Consider the following 23568-nt stretch of genomic DNA (forward strand, 5'->3'; position numbering starts at 1 on the left):
GGCCAGTGCGCTGGCGGGGCCTAGTGGTCGCCGTGCTCGCCGTTCGATGAGCCGTTCGACGACCCGTTGGAGCCGTCTTGGTGCTCGCGCAGCGCCGTGAGGGCAAGCTGCTCGTGGTGATGCGCCGCCTCGCGCAATGCCGCATCCTCGGACGCCGGATCGGCGAACAAGAAGCTACCGGCACCCGGACTTCCGGCCGAGCCCAGTTTGTTCATCTTGTTCGGCACGGGAGCGCCTTGATACTCCAGCGGTATCGGGTGCCCGTGGTCGTCGACCGGGCCGAGCGGTTGGTGTAGCTCGATGTAGGCACCCTGCGGCAGCCGCTTGATGATGCCCGTCTCGACACCATGCTCGAGGATCGCCCGGTCGCTGCGCTGCAGGCTGATGCACCACCGATACGTGATGAAGTAGATCAGCGGCGGAAGGATCACCATCCCGATGCGGCCGATCCACGTCGTCGCGTTGAGCGAGATCTGGAACTTCAGCGCGATGATGTCGTTGATCGACGCCAGGGTGAGCACCATGTAGAACGTGATCGCCATCGCGCCGATCGCGGTGCGCACCGGGACATCCCGCGGCCGCTGCAGCAGGTTGTGGTGTGCGCGGTCGCCGCTGAACCGCTTCTCCAGGAAGGGGTAGACGATGAGCAGGGTGAAAATCAGGCCCATCAGCAACGCCACCCAGACCGAGGCGGGAATGGTGTGGTGCCAGAAGTAGAACTCCCACGGTGGCCAAAGCCGGGCCAGGCCGTCGGGCCACATCATGTAGAAGTCGGGCTGGCTGCCCGCCGATATCTGCGACGGTTTGTACGGGCCGAACTGCCAGATCGGGTTGATCTGCAGCAGGCCGCCCATCAGCGCCAGCACTCCCACGATGGCGGCGAAGAACGCGCCGGACTTGACCGCGAACACCGGCATCACCCGCACGCCGACGACGTTGTGCTCGGTGCGTCCCGGGCCGGGAAACTGCGTGTGTTTCTGGAACCACACCAATGCCAGGTGAATACCGATCAGCGCCAGGATGATCCCCGGAATCAGCAGGATGTGCAGGGCGTACAGGCGCGGGATGATGATGGTGCCGGGGAAGTCGCCACCGAACAGCAACCAGTGCAGCCAGGTGCCGATCACCGGCATGCCCAGCGTGATCGACGCTAACGCTGCCCGCAGACCGGTCCCCGAGAGCAGGTCGTCGGGCAGCGAGTAACCGAAGTACCCCTCGAACATGGCCAGGATCAACAGCAGCGAACCGATGAGCCAGTTCGCCTCACGCGGGCGCCGGAAGGCGCCGGTGAAGAAGACACGCGCCAGGTGAACCATGATCGACGCAGCGAACATCAGCGCCGCCCAGTGGTGGATCTGGCGGACGAACAGGCCGCCCCGCACTTCGAAAGTGATGTCGAGCGTCGATTGGTAGGCCCGTGACATCTCGATCCCGCGCAGCGGCTGGTAGACGCCGTTGTAGGTGACCTCTGTCATGGACGGGTCGAAAAACAGCGTCAGGTACACCCCGGTGAGCAGCAGCACGATGAAGCTGTACATCGCGATCTCGCCGAGCAAAAACGACCAGTGCGTCGGGAAGACCTTGTTCAGTTGTCGGCGCACTGCCGCCGACGGGTGATAGCGGGTGTCGATGTCCTCGCCTTGGCGGGCCAGGACATCACCGATTTTCGGGGGACTGAGTTTCGGGCTCATGTTGTGGTGCGCTCCCAGAATGCCGGTCCGACGGGCTCGATGAAGTCGCCGTTGGCAACCAGATACCCGTTGGAGTCGATCGTGATCGGCAGTTGCGCCAACGCACGGGCCGCCGGACCGAATATCGGCTTGGCGAAATGCAATGCGTCGAACTGCGACTGGTGACAAGGGCACAAGATTCGGTAGGACTGCTCTTCGAACAGCGATGACGGGCAACCCAAGTGCGAGCACACCTTGGTGAAGGCGAAGAACTCGCCCCAGTTGAAGCTCTCCTGGCCCTGGCGCTTGACGACTCGGGGCATATCGCTGGGCCGGATGCGAATCAGCATCACCGGGTTACGGACACCCATCTTGATCGTTGCCAGCTTCTCGTGTGACTCCACGGTGGTGCCGTCGCCGTCGGACTCCCGCCACGGGAAGACCGTCTCCATTCCGCCGGCGTCGAGGTCCTCTGGGCGCAGCTTGGTAAACGGCGCCGAGTCGCTCGCGCCGGTAGCCCGCGCGAGATAGATCGTCTCGCCGTGATAGCGGGGCGTCCAGCCAGACGTCCAGAGCACCGCTTTCAAGCCATCGGCGGTGGGCACCACCGGCTTCCATGGGTTTTTGATCAGGCCGCCGGCAAACGCCACCAAGGTGGACAGGCCGAACGCGCCCAGACCCACGCCGAGTGACGCTCCGATCAACTTGCGGCGCCCGATCGTCGAACTCTGATAAGCGTCGCCCAGGTTCGCCACGACCGTCTTGCGGTCGATCTCGCGCGAGGCGCCGTCATGACGTTCCTGGATCGAAATTTCCTCTGGGATAAACCTTTTCTGGAAGAGGATCGCGCCGATAGCAATCGACAGGATGGACAGGCCGAACGTCACGCCGTACAGCGGGGTAGTGAGGGTGTACAGGAGGTTGCCCTCGGCCTCGAGCGGCTTGTACTCCCACGGCCAGAACAAGAAGACCAGCAGCAGCGCCAGGCCGAAGAAGCCACCCAGCAAAAGCCACAGCGCCACGCCGCGCTCCGCGCGCTTTTCGGCCTTGGTGCCCTCGACCGGCCAGCGCGGTTCCTTGAAGACCGTCTCGACGCCGTCGATCTTGCCGCCCAGATCGAGCAGTTCCTGCTGCGACATCCCGGCCAGCGTCGCCTCGTCCGGCTCGCCGGCCGGCCCCGTCTTCGCGTCGCTCATGATCGCGCCCCAATCCACAGTGCCAACCCGATGGCGGTGACCATCCCGATGATCCACATCGCCATGCCCTCGGGTGCGGGTCCAAATCCACCCAGGCCATAGCCACCCGGCTGGCGCGCCTCGGTGGCGGTCTTGACGTACGCGATGATGTCCTTCTTGGCCTCGAAGGAAAGCTGGCGGTTCGAGAACTTCGGCATGTTCTGCGGGCCGGTCAGCATCGCGGTGAGGATTTGCTGCTCATTAGCGGGCTCGAGGTCGGGGGCGTATTTACCGGACGACAGCGCCCCGCCCTTGCCGGTGAAGTTGTGGCACGAAGCGCAGTTGAGCCGGAACAGGTCGCCGCCGCGGGCCACGTCGTCGCCGCGCAGCGATCGCATCGCGAGGCTGCCGTCGGGGTTGCGCACCACCGTGGGGCCGCCGCCGTTGGCCTGCACGTAGGCGCCGATCGCGTCGACCTGCGACTCGTCGAAGATCGGGTCTTTACGCGCCGCCTGGGCTTCCCCGCGCATGGCCGGCATCCGGCCGCTGGACACCTGGAAGTACACGGCCGCGTCGCCGACACCGATCAGGCTCGGGCCGTGGTCGGGTACACCCTGCAGGTTGGCGCCGTGGCAGGAGACACACGAGGTTTCGAAGAGTTGCTTGCCGTTGCGCAGCAGCGCCGAGGAGTTCTCGTCGGCGACGGCCACCTGCGGGGTGGGGGTCAGCACGGCGGCCATACCGCCGGCGATGGTCAGCGCGATCAGCAGCAGCAGCCCGCCGGACAAGCGCCGGCGCAACCGCCGCCGCGAGCGGGGGGCCCGCTCTTTTCGCGGCTGACCTGGCGGCTTGCGGCCATGGGATCGGGTGAACCCCAGTTTCTTCAACCGAGCACTCCTCTTCGTCTAGCGCCGGTTCACCGGATGAAATAGATCACGGCGAAAAGCGCGATCCACACGATGTCGACGAAATGCCAGTAATAGGAGACGACGATGCTTGCCGTTGCCTGAGCGGGAGTGAACTTGCTCATCGTGGTCCGGGCCAGCAGGAAAATGAAGGCGATCAGACCGCCGGTGACGTGGAGCCCGTGGAAACCGGTGGCCAGATAGAAGACAGTGCCGTACGCGCTTCCGGCAATGGTGGTGCCGTGCGTCGCGAGGTGGAAGTACTCGTAGGCCTGACCGAGGATGAAGAACAGGCCCATCAAGAACGTGATCACGTACCAGCGGCGCAGCCCGAACACGTCGCCGCGCTCGGCGGCGAACACGCCCATCTGGCAGGTGAACGACGAGGCGATCAACACCAGCGTCACCGGAACGGCTTGGTAGAGATTCAGCTCGGTCGGCGGCGGGGGCCAGTTCCCGCCGGCCTGAGCTCGCGCCGTGAAGTAGAACGCAAACAGGCCAGCAAAGAACATGAGCTCGCTGGAAAGCCACACTATGGTGCCGACGGCGACCATATTGGGCCGATTCAGCGAATGCACTCGCGAGGTGATCGCGGTCCCCGAGGTCCCAACAGCACTCGTCACATCCGCAAGTATGACGCTTTGTAGTTGTCGAACTCTACCCGGGGCGGAAATTCGCTTGGGCGCGTCGTTTTCGGCCCGGCCGTGACGACGCTTGGGTGGCGGTCGATCGTCGTGGGACCATCGGCGCGTGGCCGCATCATCTGAGGCGTCTTCGGTGGGGGCGTCGCCCCGGCAATCGTCCGGGGCCGCATCGTCATGGCCCCAGGTGCTGGGTCGCTTGACGGAGGGCCAGAACCTGGCCAGGGGCCAGGCGGCCTGGGCCATGGAACAGATCATGACCGGCAACGCCCGGCCGGCTCAGATCGCCGCGTTCGCGGTGGCGATGAAGATGAAGGTGCCCACCGCGGCCGAAGTCGGTGAGCTGGCCGACGTCATGCTCAGCCACGCGTGCCCCATACCCGGGCTCTCCGGCGACACCGTGGACATCGTGGGCACCGGCGGCGACGGCGTCAACACCGTCAACCTGTCCACCATGGCGGCCATCGTCGCCGCGGCCGCGGGTGTGCCGGTGGTCAAGCACGGCAACCGGGCGTCGTCCTCGCTGTCCGGCGGCGCGGACACCCTGGAGGCGCTCGGGGTGCGCATCGACCTCGGGCCCGAGCAGGTCGCGCGCAGCCTGACCGAGGTCGGGATCGGGTTCTGTTTCGCGCCGGTCTTTCACCCGTCGTACCGGCACGCCTCAGCGGTGCGCCGCGAGATCGGGGTGCCGACGGTCTTCAATCTCCTTGGACCGCTTACCAATCCGGCCTCGCCGCGGGCCGGTCTGATCGGCTGCGCGTTCGCCAACCTCGCCGAGGTGATGGCCGGGGTATTCGCCGCGCGCCGCGCCAGCGTGCTGGTGGTGCACGGCGACGACGGACTCGACGAATTGACCACGACCACCACCAGCACGATCTGGCGTGTGCAGGCGGGCACGGTGGACAAGCTGACCTTCGATCCCGCCGGCTTCGGGTTCGACCGCGCTGATCTTGACGAGTTGGTCGGCGGCGACGCGCAGGCCAACGCCGCCGAAGCGCGGGCCGTGTTCGCCGGCGCTAAAGGGCCGGTGCGCGACGCCGTTGTGCTCAACGCGGCCGGCGCTCTGGTCGCCCACGCCGGGCTATCCAGCCGCGCCGAGTGGCTGCCTGCGTGGGAGGACGGGTTGGCCCGTGCCAGCGCGGCCGTCGACTCCGGGGCGGCCGAACAGCTGCTCGCGCGTTGGGTGCGGTTCAGCCAGCAGGTCTGAGTCCCTTTCCCCGACGGCCCGATCCTGTTGCGAGGCCAGCCGCGCCGAACGCGCCGCTGCCGCCCATGCCGCCCACACTCCGGCCGATCGCAGCGGCGAGGCCCAGCCCTCCGATGTCCGCACGATGCGCACCCCGGGAGTGGCCAGCCAGCGCGCGATGAGCGCGGTCTCCTCGACCAGAGCCCCGCCCAGTGGGGCCGGCTCGGGCAGGATGACTTGTGCGCCAGCGTGAATCGCGTCGACGACCGGCATCGGCGGGACACCGCGTCTGGCGGCTCCCGCGGCGGCGAGTTGGCCGTGGCGGATCACGGCGAGGTGGTAGCCACCGCCGCCGTCGGGGGCGGCGGCGATCAGCTCGGGCAGCATGGCCAGCGTGCGCAGGCGCTGGGCGCGCCACAGGGCCTCGACGGCGGTGGCCGTGTGGTCGCGCAATCGCGCGGCGCTTTCGTAGCGACATTGTTCGGCGAGTGCGCTCACCCGACAAATCGCCGCGCCCAGCGCGTCGTTGTCCTGGCCGTCAATCAAGGCCGCGGCCCGGCCCACCGCCGCGGCGTACTGGGTGGCCGTCACGTCGCGGGCGGCGGGGCAGGGCGACACCTCGCGCTCGGGGCAGGCCGGCCCGTGCAGGGCCGAACGCGCCAGCCGGGTGGTGCAGGTGCGGAGCCCGGTAAACCGGGCCAGCAGGGCGGCGGTATCGGAGGCGTCGGCGCGGGAGCGAAACGGGCCGATGGCGCGGTCGTGGCGTGGCGAGCGCACCACCGACAGGCGGGGAAATGCCTCGTCGGACAACGCAATCCACCACCAGCGCTGCGGGAACCGCGACCGGCGGTTGTAGGGCGGGGCATGGGCGGCCAGCAGGCGCAGTTCGCGCACCCCGGCCTCGAGCGCGTGGGCGCACTCGACGTGGTCGATCGCGCTGGCCAGCGCGACCATCTCCTTCATCCTGCCGCGAGGGTCGGTGCCGTTGAAGTATTGGCTGACCCGGCGGCGCAGGTCGACGGCGGTCCCCACGTACAGCACCTCGCGCGACGGCCCGCGGAACAGGTAGACGCCCGGCCGGTGTGGCAGGCCGTCCGCGAGCACCCGCTTGCGCCGCTGGGTCGGCGTCACGTCGGGCAGATAGCAGCGCAGATCGGCGTAGGTGTGCACGCCCCGGTTACCGACGCGCTCGATGAGCGCGTGCAATACGTCGACGGTGGCCCGCGCATCGTCGAGGGCGCGGTGGGTGGGTTGGGCCGCGACGGCGAACAGCCCCGCCAGGGCGGCCAGTCGCACGCTCGGGGCTTCCTCGCGGCTCAGCACCCGTCGGGCCAGCCGGACCGTGCACAGCACCTGCGGTCGGGGCCAGCCGATTTCGCAGCGCTCGGCGGCGGCCCGCAGAAAACCGATGTCGAATCCGGCGTTGTGGGCGACCAACACCGCATCACCGGCGAACTCCATGAACATCGGCAGCACGCCGTCGATCGTCGGGGCATCGCACACCATTGCGCCGGTGATGCCCGTCAGCTGCACGATCTGCGGCGGGATGCTGCGCTGCGGGTCGACCAGGGTGGCGAACTCGCCAAGGACGACACCGCCCCGGACCTTGACCGCTCCGATCTCGGTGATGGCGTCGGCGGGTCTGCCGTCGGTACTCCTAGCGCGCCCGCCGGTCGTTTCCAAATCGACGACGACGAATGTGGTTTCGCGCAACGAGACGTCGTCGGTGGGAAAGGCGGCGGGGTCCCCGCCCGGCCCCAGGTCGGCGAAACTCAGCTGAGTCACACCCGTCACACCCATGGGCGTGACGTTAAGCACCCGCACCGACAGCCGCGGGGTTCCCACGCCGGGGTCGCTGCCGCGAAAAGTTGTCGGTACCCGCGGTTAGCGTTCGGGCAGCACGACCAAGCGACGTCGAGAGGATCGATCGTGATGGCACACAGCAGTAGGCCCGACAACAAGGGCGGCCCGCCGGGCGCGCCGGTGGTCATCGACTGCGAAGACTGCGCGGCCCGCGGAACGGGCTGCCAAGACTGCGTCATCAGCGTGCTGCTTGGGGTGCCCGAGACTTTGCTGCAGGACGAACGGGCCGCGCTGGAAGTCCTCGCTGAGGTCGGATTGGCGCCTAAGCTGCGTCTGGTGCCGCTACATCGTCATCCCGGGTCGGGTGCCGCTTAATGGCTCTAAGTGCCATAACCGCTGACCACCCCGTTAATCGATCAAGATTCACATAGTTATGACAGAAATCTTGCCATTTTCTTAACGGCCTGGTTTGGACAAACGCCGATATCGTTTCGTAACCTGTTTGAGACCTAAACCAGCTCAGCCCTCAGGCTCGATGGCAGTTTAAGGAAGCAATATCTTGAGTTTCGGCTCTAATGGCCAGATTGCGCGTGCTTTGACTCGTTCCCTGATCGGGACGGTAGCGGGTTTGACGGTGTTATCGGGAATTTGCGCCGGCAACGCCGTGGCCGACCCGGCCGACGAGGCCATGGCGAAGCTCAACGAGCTGTCCCGCCAGGCGGAGCAGACCACCGAGGCCATGCACAGTGCCCAGCTCGACCTTAGCCAGAAGCTGGCAGCCCAGCAGGCCGCGGACAAGAAGCACTCGGATGACCAGGCCGCCGTGGACGCCGCGAAGGCCCGCCTGGCCACCTTCCAGAGCGCTGTCAACAAGCTCGCCGCCGCCACCTACATGGGTGGCCGCGTCGATGGCATGGAGGCCATGCTGACCGCGGGATCCCCGCAGGGACTGATCGACAAGCTCGCCGTGCAGCGCCTGATGGCGACTCAAATGCGTACGCAGATGGCGGATTTCCGGATTGCCGGTGAGCAGGCCGCCAAGGCGGAGCAGGATTCCGCCAAGTCGGCCGCCGATGCCAAGAGCGCCGCCGAACAGGCTGCCGCCGTGCGGGCCAGTCTGCAGTCCAAGCAAAGCCAGCTGCAGGTTCAGATCGCCGTCGTCAAGTCGCAATACCTCTCTTTGTCGCCGGGGGAGCGCACCGCGCTCGCCGATCCCGGGCAGGTCCCGGCCGGTGCCCCGGTCGCGGCGCCCGGCCCGCCCGCGCCTGACGCGTTGCCGCCGGGTGCACCACCACCGCCCGGCGCGCCGCCGGGTGACGCTCCGCCTTTCGGTGGAATGTTCGCACCGCCGCCTCCCGGCGGGGGTGGGGGTGATCGCGCCAACGTCGTGCAGGCAGCGCTGACTCAGGTCGGGACGCCGTATTCGTGGGGTGGTGCCGCACCTGGCGGGTTCGACTGCTCCGGATTGGTGATGTGGGCGTTCCAGCAGGCCGGTATCGCGCTGCCACACTCCAGCCAGGCGCTGGCACACGGCGGTCAGCCGGTATCGCTGTCTGACCTGCAGCCCGGCGACGTGCTGACCTTCTACTCCGATGCCTCACATGCCGGCATCTATGTCGGTGACGGGATGATGATCCATTCCTCCACTTACGGCGTGCCGGTACGGGTGGTGCCGATGAACTCTTCGGGCCCGATCTACGACGCCCGCCGCTACTGATCGACCCCGCCCGGGGTATTTGCTGGACGCCTCGCGCCACCGCCGGTGGCTTCCGGTGCTGTTGGCCTGGGTCTTTGTCGTCGAATTGGCGGTGGCCGCGGCCGTGCCTTTCGACCCGGCGCGCGAACACCAGGCGCGACCCGCTGAGCTGATCGAGCCCGCCCGGGCCTCGTCGGGCGCCGCCAAACCGCTGGTCGTGGGGGACCGGTCGATCCGGCTGATCAGCCTCGGTGGTCCGGTCGCCGACCGCCTGCTGTCGCGCATCGCCTCGAACATGGGCTCCGCCGTCGAGCGCGTAGAGGCGTTCTGGGGCGTCGATTGGTCACGCGAGATCTCGGTCGTGGCCACCGCGTCCGACGAGCAGTTTCGCACTGCCGCCGGCGGCGGCCCGGAATCGCAGTGGGCCGACATCGCGGCGGTGACCGTCGCCGACCAGGTTGATCCCGCGCACCGGGTCGCTCTCGGCCAGCGGATCGTGTTCGCCCCCGGCGCGGCAAGCCTGAGTGAATCGGCACTGCGAATTGTGTTGACCCACGAGCTTTTCCACTACGCGGCGCGCGCCGACACCGCCATGGACGCCCCTCGCTGGGTCGCCGAAGGCGTCGCCGATTTCGTCGCCCGGCCCAGTGCCCCGGTGCCGGCCGAGGCACGCTCCGCGTACCCGTCGCTGCCGTCGGACATCGAGCTGGATACGCCCGGGCCACAGCGGTCGCTGGCCTACGACCGGGCGTGGTGGTTTGCCCGCTTCGTCGCCGACACCTACGGAACGCCTAACCTGCGGGCCTACTACCTGGCCACGTCGGGTGTCGGGCACGTCGACCCGCTGGCCGCCGCCCACGACGTCCTGGGCGTCGACCCGGCCGGCCTGCTCGCCCGGTGGAGCCAGTGGATGGTCGGCTAGCCTGACGCACGTGAGCCGGGTGCTGCTGGTAACCAACGACTTTCCCCCGCGACCCGGCGGCATCCAGTCCTACCTGGGCGAGTACGTGCGGCGGCTGGTTGACGCCGGGGCGCACTCGGTGACCGTGTACGCCCCGCAGTGGAAGGGCGCCGATGACTACGACGACGCGGCCGGCTATCGAGTGGTGCGCCATCCGGGCTCGCTGATGCTGCCCGGCCCCGGGGTCGCCGTGCGGATGCGCCGGCTGATCGCCGAGCACGGCGTGGACACCGTGTGGTTCGGCGCGGCCGCCCCGCTGGCCCTGCTGGCCCAGCGCGCCCGGCAGGCCGGGGCGACCCGGGTGGTGGCCAGCACGCACGGCCACGAAGTCGGCTGGTCGATGCTTCCGGTTGCGCGGTCGGTACTGCGCCGGATCGGCGACACCACCGACGTGGTGACGTTCGTGAGTCGCTACACGCGGTCCCGGTTTGCGACGGCGTTCGGGCCCGACGCGGCGCTGGAATACCTGCCGTCGGGCGTGGACAGCGACCGGTTCCGGCCGGATCCAGCCGGTCGCGCCGAGTTGCGTGCCCGCTACCGGCTGGGCGAGCGGCCCACCGTCGTGTGCCTGTCCCGGCTGGTGCCGCGCAAGGGTCAGGACATGTTGATCAGGGCGCTGCCGTCGGTCCGGCGACGGGTCGACGGGGCGGCGTTGGTCATCGTCGGCGGTGGCCCGCACCGCGAGGCATTGGAAAAGCTGGCTTCCGACTGCGGCGTCGCCGAGCACGTGACGTTCACCGGTGGCGTGCCCAGCGCCGAGCTACCCGCGCACTACGCGCTGGCCGACGTCTTCGCGATGCCGTGCCGCACCCGTGGCTCCGGAATGGACGTCGAAGGCCTGGGCATCGTCTACCTGGAGGCCTCCGCGACCGGCGTGCCGGTGATCGCGGGCCAATCGGGCGGAGCCCCGGAAGCTGTGCAGCACAACAAAACTGGGCTGGTCGTCGATGGGCGCTCGGTGCACAAGGTCGCCGACGCCGTCGCCGAGTTGCTGATCGATCGCGACCGGGCCGCCGCAATGGGCGCCGCCGGGCGCGAGTGGGTGACCACCGAGTGGCGCTGGGACACGCTGGCCGGCAGGCTGGCCGATCTCCTCCGCGGGGAACCGTCCAGCGCCACGCTGTCGTGAGACCGGGCTAATCCTTTTCGTAGATCGCTTCGATGTCGGAGGCGAACTTCTCGGCAACCACCTTGCGCTTGAGCTTCATCGTCGGCGTCAGCTCGCCGGTGTCTTCGGTGAAGTCGACCGGCAGAATGCGGAATTTGCGGATCGACTCGGCGTGCGACACCGAGAGGTTGGTCTGCTTGACGGCCGCGTCCACCTCAGCGATCAGGTCGGGGTCGGTCACCAGGTCGGCCACCGACGCGTCGGCGGCCTTGCTGTTGCGTTGTTTCCAGAAGTCGAAGGCCTCCGGATCGATGGTGATCAGCGCGCCGACGAACGGCTTGGCGTCCCCGACGACCATCGCCTGACTGATCAGCGGGTGCGCCCGCAGCTGGTCCTCCATCTGGGCGGGGGCGACGTTCTTGCCGCCGGCGGTGACGATGATCTCCTTCTTGCGGCCGGTGATCGTCAAGAACCCGTCCTCATCGACTGCACCGAGATCGCCCGTCTTGAGCCAGCCGTCGGCGAAGGCGTCCTGGCTGGCCTGCTCGTTGTGCCAGTAGCCGCTGAACACCACGCCGCCGCGCACCAACAACTCGCCGTCGGCGGCGATCCGCAAACTGTTGCCGGGCACCAGCTTTCCGACTGTCCCGATCTTCACGCCGCCGATCTGGTTGACGGTGATCGCGGCGCTGGTCTCGGTCATGCCGTAGCCCTCGTAGATGGTCAGGCCCACCCCGCGATAGAAGTGGCCCAGCCGGGCCCCCAGCGGCGCCCCGCCGGAGACCGACGCATGGCAGTCGCCACCCAGCGCCGCCCGCAGCTTGTAATAGACCAACCGGTCGAACAGCGCATGGCGGGCCCGTAACACCAATCCGGGCTTGCCGTCTTCGTGCGCCTGGCTCCACTGCACCGCGGTTTGGGCGGCGGATTTGAAGATCCAGCCTTTGCCGTCGTTTTCGGCGTTTTGCTCGGCGGTGTTGTACACCTTCTCGAACACCCGCGGAACCGACACCACGACCGTGGGTTTGAACACCGTGAGCATGGGCATCAGGTTTTTGATGTCACTGGTGAACCCGACGGTCACTTTGCTGGCGAACGCCGACAATGTCAGTGCCCTGGCCAGCACGTGGGCCAACGGCAGGAATACCAGCAGTCGCTGGCCTTCGTTCAGCAGCGTCGGCAGGCACTCCTGGGTGCCCCGGGTTTCGTACAGCAAGTTGCTATGCGTGAGCTGGCACCCTTTGGGGCGACCGGTGGTGCCCGAGGTGTAGATGAGAGTGGCTGGGTCAGTGGAGCGCAGCGCCTCCTGGCGGGCGGTCAGCTGGGCGGGGTCCTCCGCCGCGCCCGATTCGGCGAGCTGGTCGAGTGCCTTCGGGCCCGAACCGTCGATGTGCAGCACCCGGCGCAGGGCGGGAAGCTCGCCGGTGAGCTCGGTGACCATCTTGGCGTGCTCGTCGTTCTCGACGAAGACCAGTACGGCTCCCGAGTCCTGCAGCACCCAGCGCACCTGCTCGGCGGACGACGTCTCGTAGATCGGCACCGTGACCGCACCGATGGACAGGATCGCCAGATCAAGAATCGCCCATTCGTAGCGGGTGGCCGAGAAGATGGACACCCGGTCACCGGCCTGCACACCCAGCGAGATCAGGCCCAGGGCCGCGGCCCGAACCTGCCCAGCGGCCTCTGCGCAGGTGACGTCGGTCCACACCCCGTCGATCTGACGGTTGTAGATGACAAAGTCGGGGTCATCGCGTTCGTGCTCGAAGACCGTAGCGGCGATGTTGTCGTGCTCGCCGACGGAAAAGCGGGCAGGGACGCTGTACTGACGCACTGTGCTGACCTCGTTCGATCTTCGTTGACTTGCCGGCTGGCCCCGGCTTGCTCTCGTCCAGCGTAATCCGCACATTCGCCCAGCACGTCAAACGCGTGCCCTCAGATGCGGGCGTGCGGGATCGGTGTGTGAAGCTGTGGCGGTGAACAGCATCCAGATCGCGGACCAGACGTACGTCGCCGCGGCCGCCGCACAGGTCGGAGCCGCGGTCGCCGACCAGTCGAGCTGGCGCCGGTGGTGGCCCGATCTGCGGCTGCAAACCGTCGAGGAACGCGGCGAAAAGGGGATTCGCTGGGCGGTGACCGGAGCATTGACGGGCACCATGGAGATCTGGCTGGAACCGTCACTGGACGGGGTGGTGCTGCACTACTTCCTGCATGCCGAACCGACCGGCGTGGCGGCCTGGCAACTGGCCAAGCTGAACTTGCCGAAGATGACGCACAGCCGTCGCGTGGCGGGAAAGAAAATGGCCTTTGAGCTCAAGACGACGCTGGAACGGTCACGTCCGGTCGGAGTTTCTCCGGTAGTTTAACTGCGGTCAAGTTCGCCCGGCGAGAGTACCGTTTCGGCCGGGAGCAGGTACTGCCGCAGATCGCCGGGGATCGACCCGCGTGCGGGAGACGTGCGGGAGAGAGGTAGCAGCCAGGTGGCGGAGAAAACCACGCAGACCATTCACATCGAAGCGGACCCAGACACGGTGTTGCAGGTGATTGCCGACATCGATTCGTACCCGCAGTGGATCTCGGAATATAAGGAAGCCGAGGTGCAGGAGCGCGGGTCCGACGGCTACCCGAAGACGGTGCGGTTCGTGATGGACGCGGGTGTCATCAAGGACACCATGGTCATGTCCTACCGGTGGCCGGCCGACCACAAGTCGCTGTCGTGGAGTCTGGTCTCCAGCTCTTTGCTGCGTTCCCTCGAAGGCTCATATCGCTTGGCGTCCAAGGGATCTGGAACCGACGTCACCTACGAACTCTCCGTTGACCTGGCCATGCCGATGATCGGTCTGCTCAAGCGCAAGGCCGAGCGCAGGCTGACCGACACCGCTTTAAAGGATCTGAAGAAACGAGTCGAGGCTGAGTGAGTCCGGTGCGCTTACCCCGGCCCGGATCAGTCTCTTCGTTGGTAAGGGCGGGGTAGGAAAGTCCACCCTGGCGTCTGCTACCGCGGTCTGTGATGCGATCGACGGCCAGCGGGTGCTGGCCGTCTCCACCGACCAGGCGCACTCGCTGGGCGACGTCCTGGGTGTCCCGATTCCGCCGAGCGGCCAGGGTGAGCTGGTCCGGGTGCTCGGCGACGACACCGAGGCCGGCGGCGGATTTCTCGACGCGCTGGCGCTCGACACCTTGGCCCTGCTCGAGTCTCGCTGGCGCGACGTGGTCAGCGCCTTGGATCGGCGGTTTCCCGACTCCGAGTTGAGCAGCATTGCGCCCGAAGAACTCTCGGCATTGCCAGGCATCCAGGAAGTGCTGGGCCTGCACGCGGTCGGGGAACTGGCGGCCTCCGGGCGATGGGATCGCATCGTCGTCGACTGCGCCTCGACCGCGGACGCGTTGCGAATGTTGACCCTGCCCGCCACTTTTGGGCTATATGTCGAGCGGGCGTGGCCGCGGCATCGTCGGCTGTCCATCGCGACCGACGACCCGCGTTCGGCGGCGGTGGTCGAATTGCTGGAGCGCATCAGCGGCAGCGTGGATCAGCTCAGCGCGCTGCTGACCGACGGCGATCTGGTGAGCGCACACCTGGTGCTGACCCCCGAGCGCGTGGTTGCCGCCGAGGCGGTGCGCACACTGGGTTCACTGGCTCTGATGGGGGTGCGCGTCGAGGAGCTGATCGTCAACCAGGTCCTGGTGGAAGACGAGTCCTACGAGTACCGCAACCTGCCCGAACACCCGGCGTTCTATTGGTATGGCGAGCGCATCTCGGAACAACGGGTAGTGCTCGACGAACTCGACGCCACCATCGGCGACGTGGCGCTGGTGCTGACCCCGCACCTGTCGGGCGAACCGATCGGGCCCAAGGCGCTGGGCGCACTGCTCGACAGTGCGCGTCTTCGGCGCGGATCGGCCCCGCCGGGGCCGGTGCGTCCTATTGTGGACCTCGAATCCGGATCGGGACTTGGGGCGATATACCGTATGCGGCTAACGTTGCCCCAGCTTGACGCCGGATCGCTGGCGCTGGGCCGGGCCGGCGACGACTTGATCATCAGCGCAGGCGGACTGCGGCGCAGGGTTCGGTTGGCGTCCGTGTTGCGGCGGTGCACGGTGCTCGACGCGCATTTGCGAGGCGGTGAGCTGACAGTTCGATTCAGACCAGATCCGGAGGTGTGGCCCAAGTGAATGCGGCGCATCCCGAGCTTGGTCCCGAGCTTCGCAAGCTTGCCCAGGCGATTCTGGACGGCATCGATCCCGCCGTGCGGATGGCGGCCTCATTGACCGCCGGCGACGGGCCCGGGACGGGCAAGTGTCAGCAGATCTGGTGCCCGGTGTGCGCGCTGGCCGCTGTGGCAACCGGCGATCAGCACCCGCTGCTCACGGTGATCGCGGACCACAGCATCGCCCTGCTGGAGGTGATCCGTTCGATCGTCGACGACATCGACCGCTCGGCGAAGCCGCCACCGGACGGTCCGCCCGGCGGCGGCCCGCACCCCGAGCCCGAAGCCGAAACCGCCGCGGGCACCCACTACCAGCCGATCCCGGTCACCATCGAGGAATGACCGAACCCGCGTCGCAGGTGGTCCCTTCTGTCACGGGTCGGTACAGTTGGCGCAGAACACCATCGGATTGGGCGAGAGGGCGGGCCATGTGGTACTGGCTATTCAAGTACGTCCTCCTCGGGCCGTTGCTGATCTTGATGGGTCGTCCGAAAGTCGAAGGCCTGCAACATATTCCGGCCTCGGGCCCGGCGATCCTGGCCAGCAATCATCTGGCGGTGATGGACAGTTTCTTTTTGCCGCTGGTGGTGCGACGCCGGATCACCTTCCTCGCGAAGGCTGAATATTTCACCGGCACCGGAATCAAGGGCTGGTTCAGCCGGTGGTTCTTCACCGCCGTCGGCCAGGTGCCGATCGACCGCACCGATGCCGACGCCGCTCAGGCCGCGCTCCACACCGCGCAGCGACTGCTTGGCGAAGGCAAGTTGATGGGCATGTACCCGGAGGGCACCCGCTCACCCGATGGCCGGCTGTACAAGGGCAAGACTGGCCTTGCCCGCCTGGCGCTGGAGACCGGGGTGCCCGTGATCCCGGTCGCGATGATCGGTACCGACGTCGTCAACCCGCCGGGCACCTCCCGGTTGCGCTTCGGCCGGGTGACGGTGCGGTTCGGCAAGCCGATGGAATTCTCCCGCTTCGAGGGGTTAGCCGGCAACCGTTTCATCGAGCGGACGATCACCGACGAGGTGATCTACGAGCTGATGGGGCTGTCCGGTCAGGAGTACGTCGACATCTACGCGGCCACCGTCAAGAACGGCAGCAACGGCGCGACCGCTCACGGATCGACCAACGGCGTCACGCGGATCCCCGAAACCGCCGCCGGTTAACGCGCGACGTTGACGTCGCTGATCAATGCGGGCTCGCGTTCCGCACGCCGCCCTTCGGCGCGTGGGGTTTCCCCGGCGACGACGGTGAGCCCGGCCGCGGCGATGACCGCCAGGGCCCACCACACATACGACATGCCGAACAGCTGGTGCCACCAGTTCGCGGTTGACTCGTGATGCTTGGGCAGCAGGTCGATCGGCGTCCGGTACATCAGCGCGATTCCCGCAGCGCTGACGAGCGCCAGCGCGACATTGCGTCGGTGCCAGCCGACGACTGCCGTCACCAGGATGGCCGGCAGCACCCACACCCAATGGTGTGACCACGACACCGGCGAGACCACCAGGCCGAACAGGGCGACGCAGATGAGCGCCAGCGTCGGCTCGCCGCCCCGCAAAACCCGTCGCATCGCCCATACCGTCAGCGCCAGCACGAGGAAGCAGCCGAGAACCCACAGCACGAACCGCGCGTGCTCCCCGAGCCCGATGCGGGCCAGGGCACCGGCGATGTTCTGGTCGGTGTTCAGCGATGCCTCACCGATGCGATCGGTGTGACGGATGGTCCGTGTCCAGTACTCCCACGAATCGCTCCACGCGAGTGCGAACCCGAGCAGCGTGGCGCCCGCGAACGAGGCCAGCGCGGTCAGGGCGGCCCGGGTGTCGCGGCGCAGCAGGAAGTAGAGGAGAAAGACCGCGGGCGTCAGCTTCAGCGCGATTCCCAGGCCCAGCAGCAGCCCGCGGGGCCACGGCGTCCGCCGCGGTACACAATCGGCGATCACCAACGTCATCAATACGACGTTGATCTGCCCGAACGCGAAATTCGAGCTGATGGGCTCCTGCCAGATCGAGGCCGCGGCCACGATGACGATCGCCAACCACAGCCGGCGCAGCCAGGCAGGGCCGGGCAGCAGCGTCGAGGCGTTCCAGACGCCCAGGCCGCTCAGCACGATCACCGTCGAGACGATCAACAGCACCAGCGTCAACGCGGTGATCGCGATGCTGGCGGCCGGCATGTGCAACCAGGCGAATGGGCTGAACATGATGGCTGCGAGCGGGGGATAGGTGAACGGCAGATTCAGCCCGATAGGTGTGTGGAACAACACATCGCCGTACAGCGGATGCCCGTCCAGCCAGGTCTGACCGCCCATCTGATAGACGTCGATATCGATGCGGTACGGGGTGTGCGCGAACAAGCCCCAGGCCGCGTAACCCAGCACGTAGGCGGCCGACAACCAGAGCACGCACCACAGCAACGCCCGCCCGAGTCGACCGCCCGCCTCGGGCGCCTGTCGTTTACTCATGTCGCAAATCAGCGTAGTAGGTGCGCACGACCGGCACCGGCGCAGCGCGGCTCCCACGGTGCCGGGATGCGCGGGCGTAGGTTTCTAAGGTGTTCGGTTGGTTCGTTCCCACGGTCACCCACTGGTTCTCCCATGACATCGTCCACCGTGGCCGGCTGCCGTTGCTCTGCTGCCTGGTCGCCTTCATCCTGACCTTCTTCGTCACCCGCACGTTCGTGCGCTTCATTCGCCATCGCAGGGACAGGGGCCGCCCGCCCAGGTGGTGGCTGCCGCGCAACGTTTACATCGGCGGAGTGCACATCCACCACGTGACGTTCGGGGTGGTGTTGGTGATGATCTCCGGGCTGAGCCTGGTGACCCTGTCCGTCAACGGCCAGGAACTCGAATTAACTTTGGCGGCAACACTTTTCGGAATCGGCGCCGCGTTGGTGCTCGACGAGTACGCGTTGATCCTCCACTTGTCCGACGTCTACTGGGAAGAGGACGGGCGCACGTCGGTGGATGCCGTCTTCGCCGCGATAGCGGTGGCCGGACTCTTGATCATGGGCCTGCATCCGTTGATGTTCTTCCTGCCGATCTGGCACGGCGCCGACTCGTTTGCCTGGCGGGCGGCCGTTGGCAGCGCGATGGTGCTGACACTGCCGATGGCCCTGGTAGTGGTGCTCAAGGGCAAGGTGTGGACCGGTCTGCTCGGGATGTTCATCGTCGTCCTGCTGGTCATCGGGGCGATCCGGCTTTCGCGCCCGCACGCCCCGTGGGCCCGCTGGCGATACACCACGCAGCCGGTCAAGATGCGGCGGGCTATGCAGCGGGAACGGAAATGGCGCAGGCCCGTAGTGCAGGCCAAACTGTGGCTGCAATACGCGATCGCGGGCACGCCGCGGCTGCCCGACGAACGCACCATCGCCGCCCAGCTCGACCAAGAGGTGCATCCCGCGCCGCCGCCGGAGGGAAGCGAGCCCATCCTGGTCGGCGGATAGGCTCTCTTCGGTGCGGTACTTCTACGACACCGAGTTCATCGAAGACGGCCGCACTATCGAGCTGATCTCGATCGGGGTGGTCGCCGAAGACGGCCGCGAGTACTACGCCGTGTCCACCGAGTTCGATCCGGAGCGCGCCGGTAGCTGGGTGCGCGCCAACGTGCTGCCCAAGCTACCGCCGCCTGCCTCGCAATTGTGGCGCTCGCGCAAGCGGATTCGTCAGGATCTGGAGGAGTTCTTCGGCTTGAATTCAGCCCAGGCGGCCTCCGAACCGATCGAGCTGTGGGCGTGGGTGGGGGCCTATGACCATGTGGCGTTGTGCCAGTTGTGGGGTCCGATGCCGGGCCTGCCGAAGGCCATACCCCGCTTCACCCGCGAACTGCGGCAGCTGTGGGAAGACCGGGGATCGCCCCGGATGCCACCGCGGCCACCCGATGTCCACGACGCGCTCGTCGATGCCCGCGATCAGCTGAGGCGCTATCAGCTCATCACCGCTGCAAACGATCCGGGCCGCTGAGCGCGCTCGGAGGTCACGTTCGCCCTGATCAAGCACTGCCGCGAGCCGGTTACCATGGACCGATGAACTGGACTGTCGACATTCCGATCGACCAGCTGCCGGACCTGCCGCCGCTGCCCGCCGACTTGCGGGCCCGGCTGGATGCCGCGCTGGCCAAGCCGGCTGCTCAGCAACCCAGCTGGCCCACCGATCAGGCCTCCGCGATGCGCACGGTCCTCGAAAGCGTCCCGCCGGTGACGGTGCCGTCCGAGATCGTGCGGTTGCAGGACCATCTGGCCGAGGTCGCCCGCGGTAAGGCGTTCCTCTTGCAGGGCGGCGACTGCGCCGAGACGTTTACCGACAACACCGAGCCCCACATCCGAGGCAACATCCGCACCCTGCTGCAGATGGCGGTGGTGCTGACCTATGGCGCCAGCATGCCGGTGGTCAAGGTAGCCCGCATCGCCGGCCAGTACGCCAAGCCGCGCTCCGCCGACATCGACGCCCTGGGCCTGAAGTCCTACCGCGGCGACATGATCAACGGCTTCGCCCCGGATGCCGCTGCGCGCGAGCACGATCCGTCGCGGCTGGTGCGCGCCTACGCCAACGCCAGCGCGGCGATGAACCTGGTGCGGGCGCTGACGTCGTCGGGCCTGGCGTCGCTGCACCTGGTGCACGACTGGAACCGGGAGTTCGTCCGGACATCGCCCGCCGGCGCGCGTTACGAGGCGCTGGCCAACGAGATCGACCGCGGGCTGCGCTTCATGAGTGCCTGCGGCGTGGCCGACCGCAATCTGCAGACCGCCGAAATCTACGCCAGCCATGAGGCTTTGGTGCTCGACTACGAGCGGGCCATGTTGCGCTTGTCACACGGCGAAGACGGGGAGCCGCAGCTGTACGACCTGTCGGCGCACACCGTCTGGATCGGCGAGCGCACCCGTCAACTCGACGGTGCGCACGTCGCGTTCGCGGAGGTGATCGCCAACCCCATCGGCGTCAAGATCGGTCCGACGATGACTCCCGAGCTGGCCGTCGAATACGTCGAGCGGCTCGATCCGCACAACAAGCCGGGACGGCTGACGTTGGTGAGCAGGCTGGGCAACCACAAGGTGCGCGACGTGTTGCCGCCGATCATCGAAAAGGTTCAGGCCACCGGTCATCAAGTGGTCTGGCAATGCGACCCGATGCACGGCAACACCCACGAATCGTCCACCGGTTACAAGACCCGGCACTTCGACCGCATCGTCGACGAGGTGCAGGGCTTCTTCGAGGTGCATCGCGCGCTCGGCACGCATCCCGGCGGCATCCACGTCGAGATCACCGGTGAGAACGTCACCGAGTGTTTGGGTGGGGCGCAAGATATTTCGGACACCGATTTGTCCGGCCGCTACGAGACGGCGTGCGACCCACGGCTGAACACCCAGCAGTCGCTGGAGTTGGCGTTCCTGGTCGCGGAGATGCTGCGCGACTAACTAGGCGCGCACCGAAAGTGGCTCGGGCAGCGGGGTGACCGCAACCACGGCTGCGCGGGTTCGCTTGCGTGCGAACCGGGCCCGTAGGTTGCCCCACACGATGCGCGGTATCAGCGCGGGATCTTGGAGCCTGGACGGCGGGTCGACGAAGTTGGAGACCCGGAAGAAGCGTTCGGTCAGGACGACGTCGCGGGTAGACGCGTTCAGGGCTGCTCGGGACATCCAGCCCTGCAGCCGCTCCCGCATGGAATTCCGGTCGTGAGTCGGGGAAGTGACTCGCGACCTGGCTTGATTGGCGGCCCACGTCTGGCCGATGTAGTGCGCCGACGCGCGGAAAAAGCGTTGTGCCAGTTGCGCATCGCCGACCCGCAGGCAGTCGCGCAGGGTCAGAGCTTCCAGCGCGGCGATCGTCATGCCCTGGCCGTAGGTCGGATCGAAGCTGCACAAGGCGTCGCCGAGCACGAGCAAACTCGAAGGAAATCGCGACATCTGGTCGTAGCGCCGCCAGATTGCGGCGGAGTGGTGATACGTCACGGCCTCGCCGATGGGGTGGGCCCGGCGCAGCCCCTCGACGATGGCCGGAGGTAGGGACGGCTCGACCAGCGCGAGCATCGCGGCGAAATCGGTTGGCGGCTCGCCGGCGTCGGTCGGCTGGCCGATCGCCAGCGTCCAGGTGTCGTGCTCGCACGCGAGTAACAGGCCGCCGGGTTTGCCGCCGCCCGGGTTGAACATCACCAGCCGCTGGGTGATCGATCCCTCGGGAATGCTCAACTGTTGGCTCGCGTACTTATACCTGGCCACCGACCGGTTCTCGGTGGGCCGTTCGTATCCCAGGTTCTCCAAGAACGCCGGGGTGCGCGCTGACCGGCCCATGGCGTCTACCACCAGATCGGCATCCAGTTCCGTAAGAAAACCGTTGTAGCGCCGGATGATTCGCACGCCGTTGACGATGTCGCCGGTCGTGACGAGTTCGACCACGTCGTGGCCGTCAAGGAAGGTCACATTGGGCAGCGCCTTGACCCGCCGGCGCAGGTGAAATTCCACAAACGGCCGGCTGGCCATATGGAGCGATAGCGCGGCCGGATCGGCGAACTTGCCCGAGCGCTTCATCTCGTAGCGGCCGAAGCGCACGTAGAAGTTCGACAGCTCACCGTCGTCGACCACGACCGCCCCGGCTCGGGCCAGGTCCTCGAGCAATCCGGGAAACAATTCCCCCAACACCTGCAGGCCGCGGCTGTAGAAGTTGTGCACGTGGCGTCCCTGGGGGATGCCCCTGCGATGGCACGGGTAGTCGGGCAATCTGTCTCGTTCGATCACGCTGACCGAATCGTAGAACTCCGAAAGTACGCGCGCGGCAAGCAAACCCGCCATCCCGGCACCCAGTACGACTGCATGCTCGCCGAGCCGGTTCGGCGAGTCGACGCGGTGCGTTGTCGAACTCATGCAGCAGTACGCTACACCAAAATTAAGAAAAATAAGATCTTTTTAAGATAACACTAAGATCCGCGTCGCCAGCGCGGCCTCACAGCAGGCCGGTCAGATTGCTGCCGAGCGTCCATCCGGCCGTCGCCACCATCCCGGTGAGCGCCAGCACCACGGCCACCCAGACCAGCACCATGCGTCGGGCCTGCTGACGGGCCAGCGCGAATTCGCTCATCGCGATTCCCGCGAATTCCCCTGATATGGGCTCGTATTCGTAGTCACCCTCAGGTTCGGAGTCGGCCTCGGGCGCGTCCGGACGGCTCGGGGGCCAATCCTGGGGGCCACGGGTCAGTTGGCGGGTGGGGTTCTGCACCCGAGGTGGCTGCGGCGCCGAGGGCCGCCGCTCGCTCATCTGGCTGTGGTGCAGTGCCGCGGACCGGTGTTGAGCGGAGTTGCGTGGCGCCGGCACCCGAAAGTCCGGCAGCTCCAGGTCGTCGGCGATCGCGTCCAATTCGGCGGCCATCTCGATGGCGTCGGCGTACCGTTGGCCGGGGTCGCGGGCGGTCGCGCGTGCGACGAATTCGTCGAATTGCGTTGGCACCCCGGCGATCAGCGCGCCCGGGCGCGGCACGTCGTTATCCAGCCGCTGGTAGGCGATCGACAACGGGGAGTCGCCGGTGAAAGGTGTTCGCCCGGTGAGTATTTCGTAGGTGAGGATCCCGACGGAGTAGACGTCGCTGCGCGGACCGGCGTTGCCGTCGCGAACCTGCTCGGGGGACAGGTACGCCGCGGTGCCCAAAATGACACTGGCCGAGGTGATTCCGGCAGCGGCAACCGCACGCACCAACCCGAAATCGGCGATCTTGACCTCGCCGTCGTCGGAGATCAGCACGTTTTCCGGTTTGACGTCGCGATGCACCAGGCCGGCCCGGTGCGCGGCGGCCAGCCCACCCAGGACCGGGCGGAGCACCGCCGCCACGGCATGCGGCGGCATGGGACCACGCTCGGCGAGCAGCTCGCGCAGGGTGCCGCCTTCGATGAGCTCCATCACCAGAAACGGGTGCCGGGCATCCAGGCCCTGGTCGTAGACCGCGACCAGCCCGGGATTCTTCAGCCGGGCGACGGTGCGGGCCTCGAGCTGGAAGCGGGTCAGGAATTGGTCGTCGCCGGCATAACGCGAATCCATCACCTTCAGCGCGACCGGGCGGTCCAGCCGGACGTCGAGTCCGCGGTAGACCGTGGAGGTGCCGCCGCTGGCAATCTTGGATTGGACCAGGTAGCGGCCATCCAGCAAGGTGTTCTCCAACGGGTCGCCCGTCCCGGCTCCGGCCACGGGGCCAATCGTAGGTGCGACGCCGGGATTGCGAGCCGAACAGCGGCGCAACGC

General features: G+C 67.2%; 21 protein-coding genes and 1 pseudogene. 13 read left to right on the forward strand and 9 right to left on the reverse strand.

Features of this window, described 5'->3' with window-relative positions:
- Positions 1-20: 20 nt before the first annotated feature.
- The 4 genes from qcrB to ctaE are packed head-to-tail and all read right to left on the reverse strand — an operon-like array spanning position 21 to position 4373.
- Complete coding sequence (qcrB, locus tag MNAB215_RS21975; RefSeq protein WP_077080681.1) at positions 21-1691, reverse strand: cytochrome bc1 complex cytochrome b subunit; 1671 nt, start codon at positions 1689-1691, stop codon at positions 21-23.
- Positions 1688-2866, reverse strand: coding sequence for a cytochrome bc1 complex Rieske iron-sulfur subunit (gene qcrA, locus MNAB215_RS21980; RefSeq protein ID WP_077082221.1), 1179 nt, complete (start codon positions 2864-2866; stop codon positions 1688-1690). Before qcrA ends, qcrB begins: the two co-directional genes overlap by 4 nt.
- The gene (qcrC, locus tag MNAB215_RS21985) at positions 2863-3732 is read right to left on the reverse strand and encodes a cytochrome bc1 complex diheme cytochrome c subunit (protein ID WP_077080682.1); all 870 of its coding nucleotides are present in this window, start codon (positions 3730-3732) and stop codon (positions 2863-2865) included. The genes qcrA and qcrC overlap by 4 nt, the downstream gene beginning before the upstream one ends.
- Positions 3733-3761: 29 nt before the next feature.
- Positions 3762-4373 carry an aa3-type cytochrome oxidase subunit III gene (gene ctaE, locus MNAB215_RS21990; RefSeq protein ID WP_077080683.1) on the reverse strand — a complete coding sequence of 204 codons (612 nt, stop codon included), beginning with the start codon at positions 4371-4373 and terminating at the stop codon, positions 3762-3764.
- Between the two features lie 127 nt (positions 4374-4500).
- On the opposite strand from ctaE, the gene trpD reads away from it, so the two are divergent.
- Positions 4501-5598, forward strand: a complete 1098-nt coding sequence (trpD, locus tag MNAB215_RS30050; RefSeq protein ID WP_245830376.1) for an anthranilate phosphoribosyltransferase — start codon at positions 4501-4503, stop codon at positions 5596-5598.
- Here the strand turns inward: trpD and MNAB215_RS22000 are convergent.
- Positions 5536-7377, reverse strand: a pseudogene (locus tag MNAB215_RS22000) (DEDD exonuclease domain-containing protein); the annotation flags it as partial. The gene trpD and the pseudogene MNAB215_RS22000 sit on opposite strands and share 63 nt — an antisense overlap.
- Positions 7378-7509: 132 nt before the next feature.
- Here MNAB215_RS22000 and MNAB215_RS22005 point away from each other — a divergent pair.
- The 4 genes from MNAB215_RS22005 to pimB all read left to right on the forward strand — a co-directional run bounded on the left by MNAB215_RS22005 (position 7510) and on the right by pimB (position 11166).
- A complete protein-coding gene (locus MNAB215_RS22005; RefSeq protein WP_077080685.1) occupies positions 7510-7755 on the forward strand; it encodes a hypothetical protein in 246 nt (81 codons plus the stop codon).
- Between the two features lie 184 nt (positions 7756-7939).
- Positions 7940-9097: a peptidoglycan hydrolase RipC gene (gene ripC / locus MNAB215_RS22010; RefSeq protein WP_077080686.1), complete on the forward strand. Its 1158-nt coding sequence runs from the start codon at positions 7940-7942 to the stop codon at positions 9095-9097.
- A 58-nt stretch (positions 9098-9155) separates the two neighbouring features.
- On the forward strand, positions 9156-9998 hold the full coding sequence (locus tag MNAB215_RS22015; RefSeq protein WP_245830465.1) for a hypothetical protein: 843 nt from the start codon (positions 9156-9158) through the stop codon (positions 9996-9998).
- A gap of 10 nt (positions 9999-10008) precedes the next feature.
- Complete coding sequence (gene pimB / locus MNAB215_RS22020) at positions 10009-11166, forward strand: GDP-mannose-dependent alpha-(1-6)-phosphatidylinositol monomannoside mannosyltransferase (protein ID WP_077080687.1); 1158 nt, start codon at positions 10009-10011, stop codon at positions 11164-11166.
- 7 nt (positions 11167-11173) lie between these two features.
- On the opposite strand, the gene MNAB215_RS22025 is transcribed toward pimB, so the two are convergent.
- The gene (locus MNAB215_RS22025; RefSeq protein ID WP_077080688.1) at positions 11174-12976 is read right to left on the reverse strand and encodes an AMP-dependent synthetase/ligase; all 1803 of its coding nucleotides are present in this window, start codon (positions 12974-12976) and stop codon (positions 11174-11176) included.
- A gap of 142 nt (positions 12977-13118) precedes the next feature.
- On the opposite strand from MNAB215_RS22025, the gene MNAB215_RS22030 reads away from it, so the two are divergent.
- The 5 genes from MNAB215_RS22030 (at position 13119) to MNAB215_RS22050 (ending at position 16516) form a co-directional block, all read left to right on the forward strand.
- Positions 13119-13508, forward strand: a complete 390-nt coding sequence (locus MNAB215_RS22030; protein WP_077082224.1) for a polyketide cyclase / dehydrase and lipid transport — start codon at positions 13119-13121, stop codon at positions 13506-13508.
- A 114-nt stretch (positions 13509-13622) separates the two neighbouring features.
- On the forward strand, positions 13623-14060 hold the full coding sequence (locus MNAB215_RS22035; protein ID WP_077082225.1) for an SRPBCC family protein: 438 nt from the start codon (positions 13623-13625) through the stop codon (positions 14058-14060).
- Positions 14053-15315 (forward strand): ArsA family ATPase, encoded by a 1263-nt coding sequence (locus tag MNAB215_RS22040; protein WP_083746207.1) that lies wholly within the window; start codon positions 14053-14055, stop codon positions 15313-15315. Before MNAB215_RS22035 ends, MNAB215_RS22040 begins: the two co-directional genes overlap by 8 nt.
- A complete protein-coding gene (locus MNAB215_RS22045) occupies positions 15312-15692 on the forward strand; it encodes a hypothetical protein (protein ID WP_077080690.1) in 381 nt (126 codons plus the stop codon). Before MNAB215_RS22040 ends, MNAB215_RS22045 begins: the two co-directional genes overlap by 4 nt.
- Before the next feature lie 86 nt (positions 15693-15778).
- Positions 15779-16516: a lysophospholipid acyltransferase family protein gene (locus tag MNAB215_RS22050; protein WP_077080691.1), complete on the forward strand. Its 738-nt coding sequence runs from the start codon at positions 15779-15781 to the stop codon at positions 16514-16516.
- Here the strand turns inward: MNAB215_RS22050 and MNAB215_RS22055 are convergent.
- On the reverse strand, positions 16513-17811 hold the full coding sequence (locus MNAB215_RS22055) for a glycosyltransferase 87 family protein (RefSeq protein ID WP_083746208.1): 1299 nt from the start codon (positions 17809-17811) through the stop codon (positions 16513-16515). The two genes, MNAB215_RS22050 and MNAB215_RS22055, sit on opposite strands and share 4 nt — an antisense overlap.
- A gap of 89 nt (positions 17812-17900) precedes the next feature.
- On the opposite strand from MNAB215_RS22055, the gene MNAB215_RS22060 reads away from it, so the two are divergent.
- The 3 genes from MNAB215_RS22060 to MNAB215_RS22070 all read left to right on the forward strand — a co-directional run bounded on the left by MNAB215_RS22060 (position 17901) and on the right by MNAB215_RS22070 (position 20759).
- On the forward strand, positions 17901-18791 hold the full coding sequence (locus MNAB215_RS22060) for a hypothetical protein (RefSeq protein ID WP_077080692.1): 891 nt from the start codon (positions 17901-17903) through the stop codon (positions 18789-18791).
- Between the two features lie 10 nt (positions 18792-18801).
- Positions 18802-19308, forward strand: a complete 507-nt coding sequence (locus tag MNAB215_RS22065) for a polyadenylate-specific 3'-exoribonuclease AS (protein WP_077080693.1) — start codon at positions 18802-18804, stop codon at positions 19306-19308.
- A gap of 62 nt (positions 19309-19370) precedes the next feature.
- Complete coding sequence (locus MNAB215_RS22070) at positions 19371-20759, forward strand: class II 3-deoxy-7-phosphoheptulonate synthase (protein WP_077080694.1); 1389 nt, start codon at positions 19371-19373, stop codon at positions 20757-20759.
- Here the strand turns inward: MNAB215_RS22070 and MNAB215_RS22075 are convergent, their stop codons facing one another.
- Both MNAB215_RS22075 and MNAB215_RS22080 read right to left on the reverse strand, forming a co-directional pair.
- Complete coding sequence (locus tag MNAB215_RS22075) at positions 20760-22202, reverse strand: FAD-dependent oxidoreductase (RefSeq protein WP_077080695.1); 1443 nt, start codon at positions 22200-22202, stop codon at positions 20760-20762.
- A 79-nt stretch (positions 22203-22281) separates the two neighbouring features.
- Complete coding sequence (locus MNAB215_RS22080) at positions 22282-23514, reverse strand: protein kinase domain-containing protein (RefSeq protein WP_165691600.1); 1233 nt, start codon at positions 23512-23514, stop codon at positions 22282-22284.
- Between the last annotated feature and the right edge of the window lie 54 nt (positions 23515-23568).

Origin of the sequence: Mycobacterium numidiamassiliense, from assembly GCF_900157365.1 — a bacterium.
GTDB lineage: Bacteria > Actinomycetota > Actinomycetes > Mycobacteriales > Mycobacteriaceae > Mycobacterium > Mycobacterium numidiamassiliense.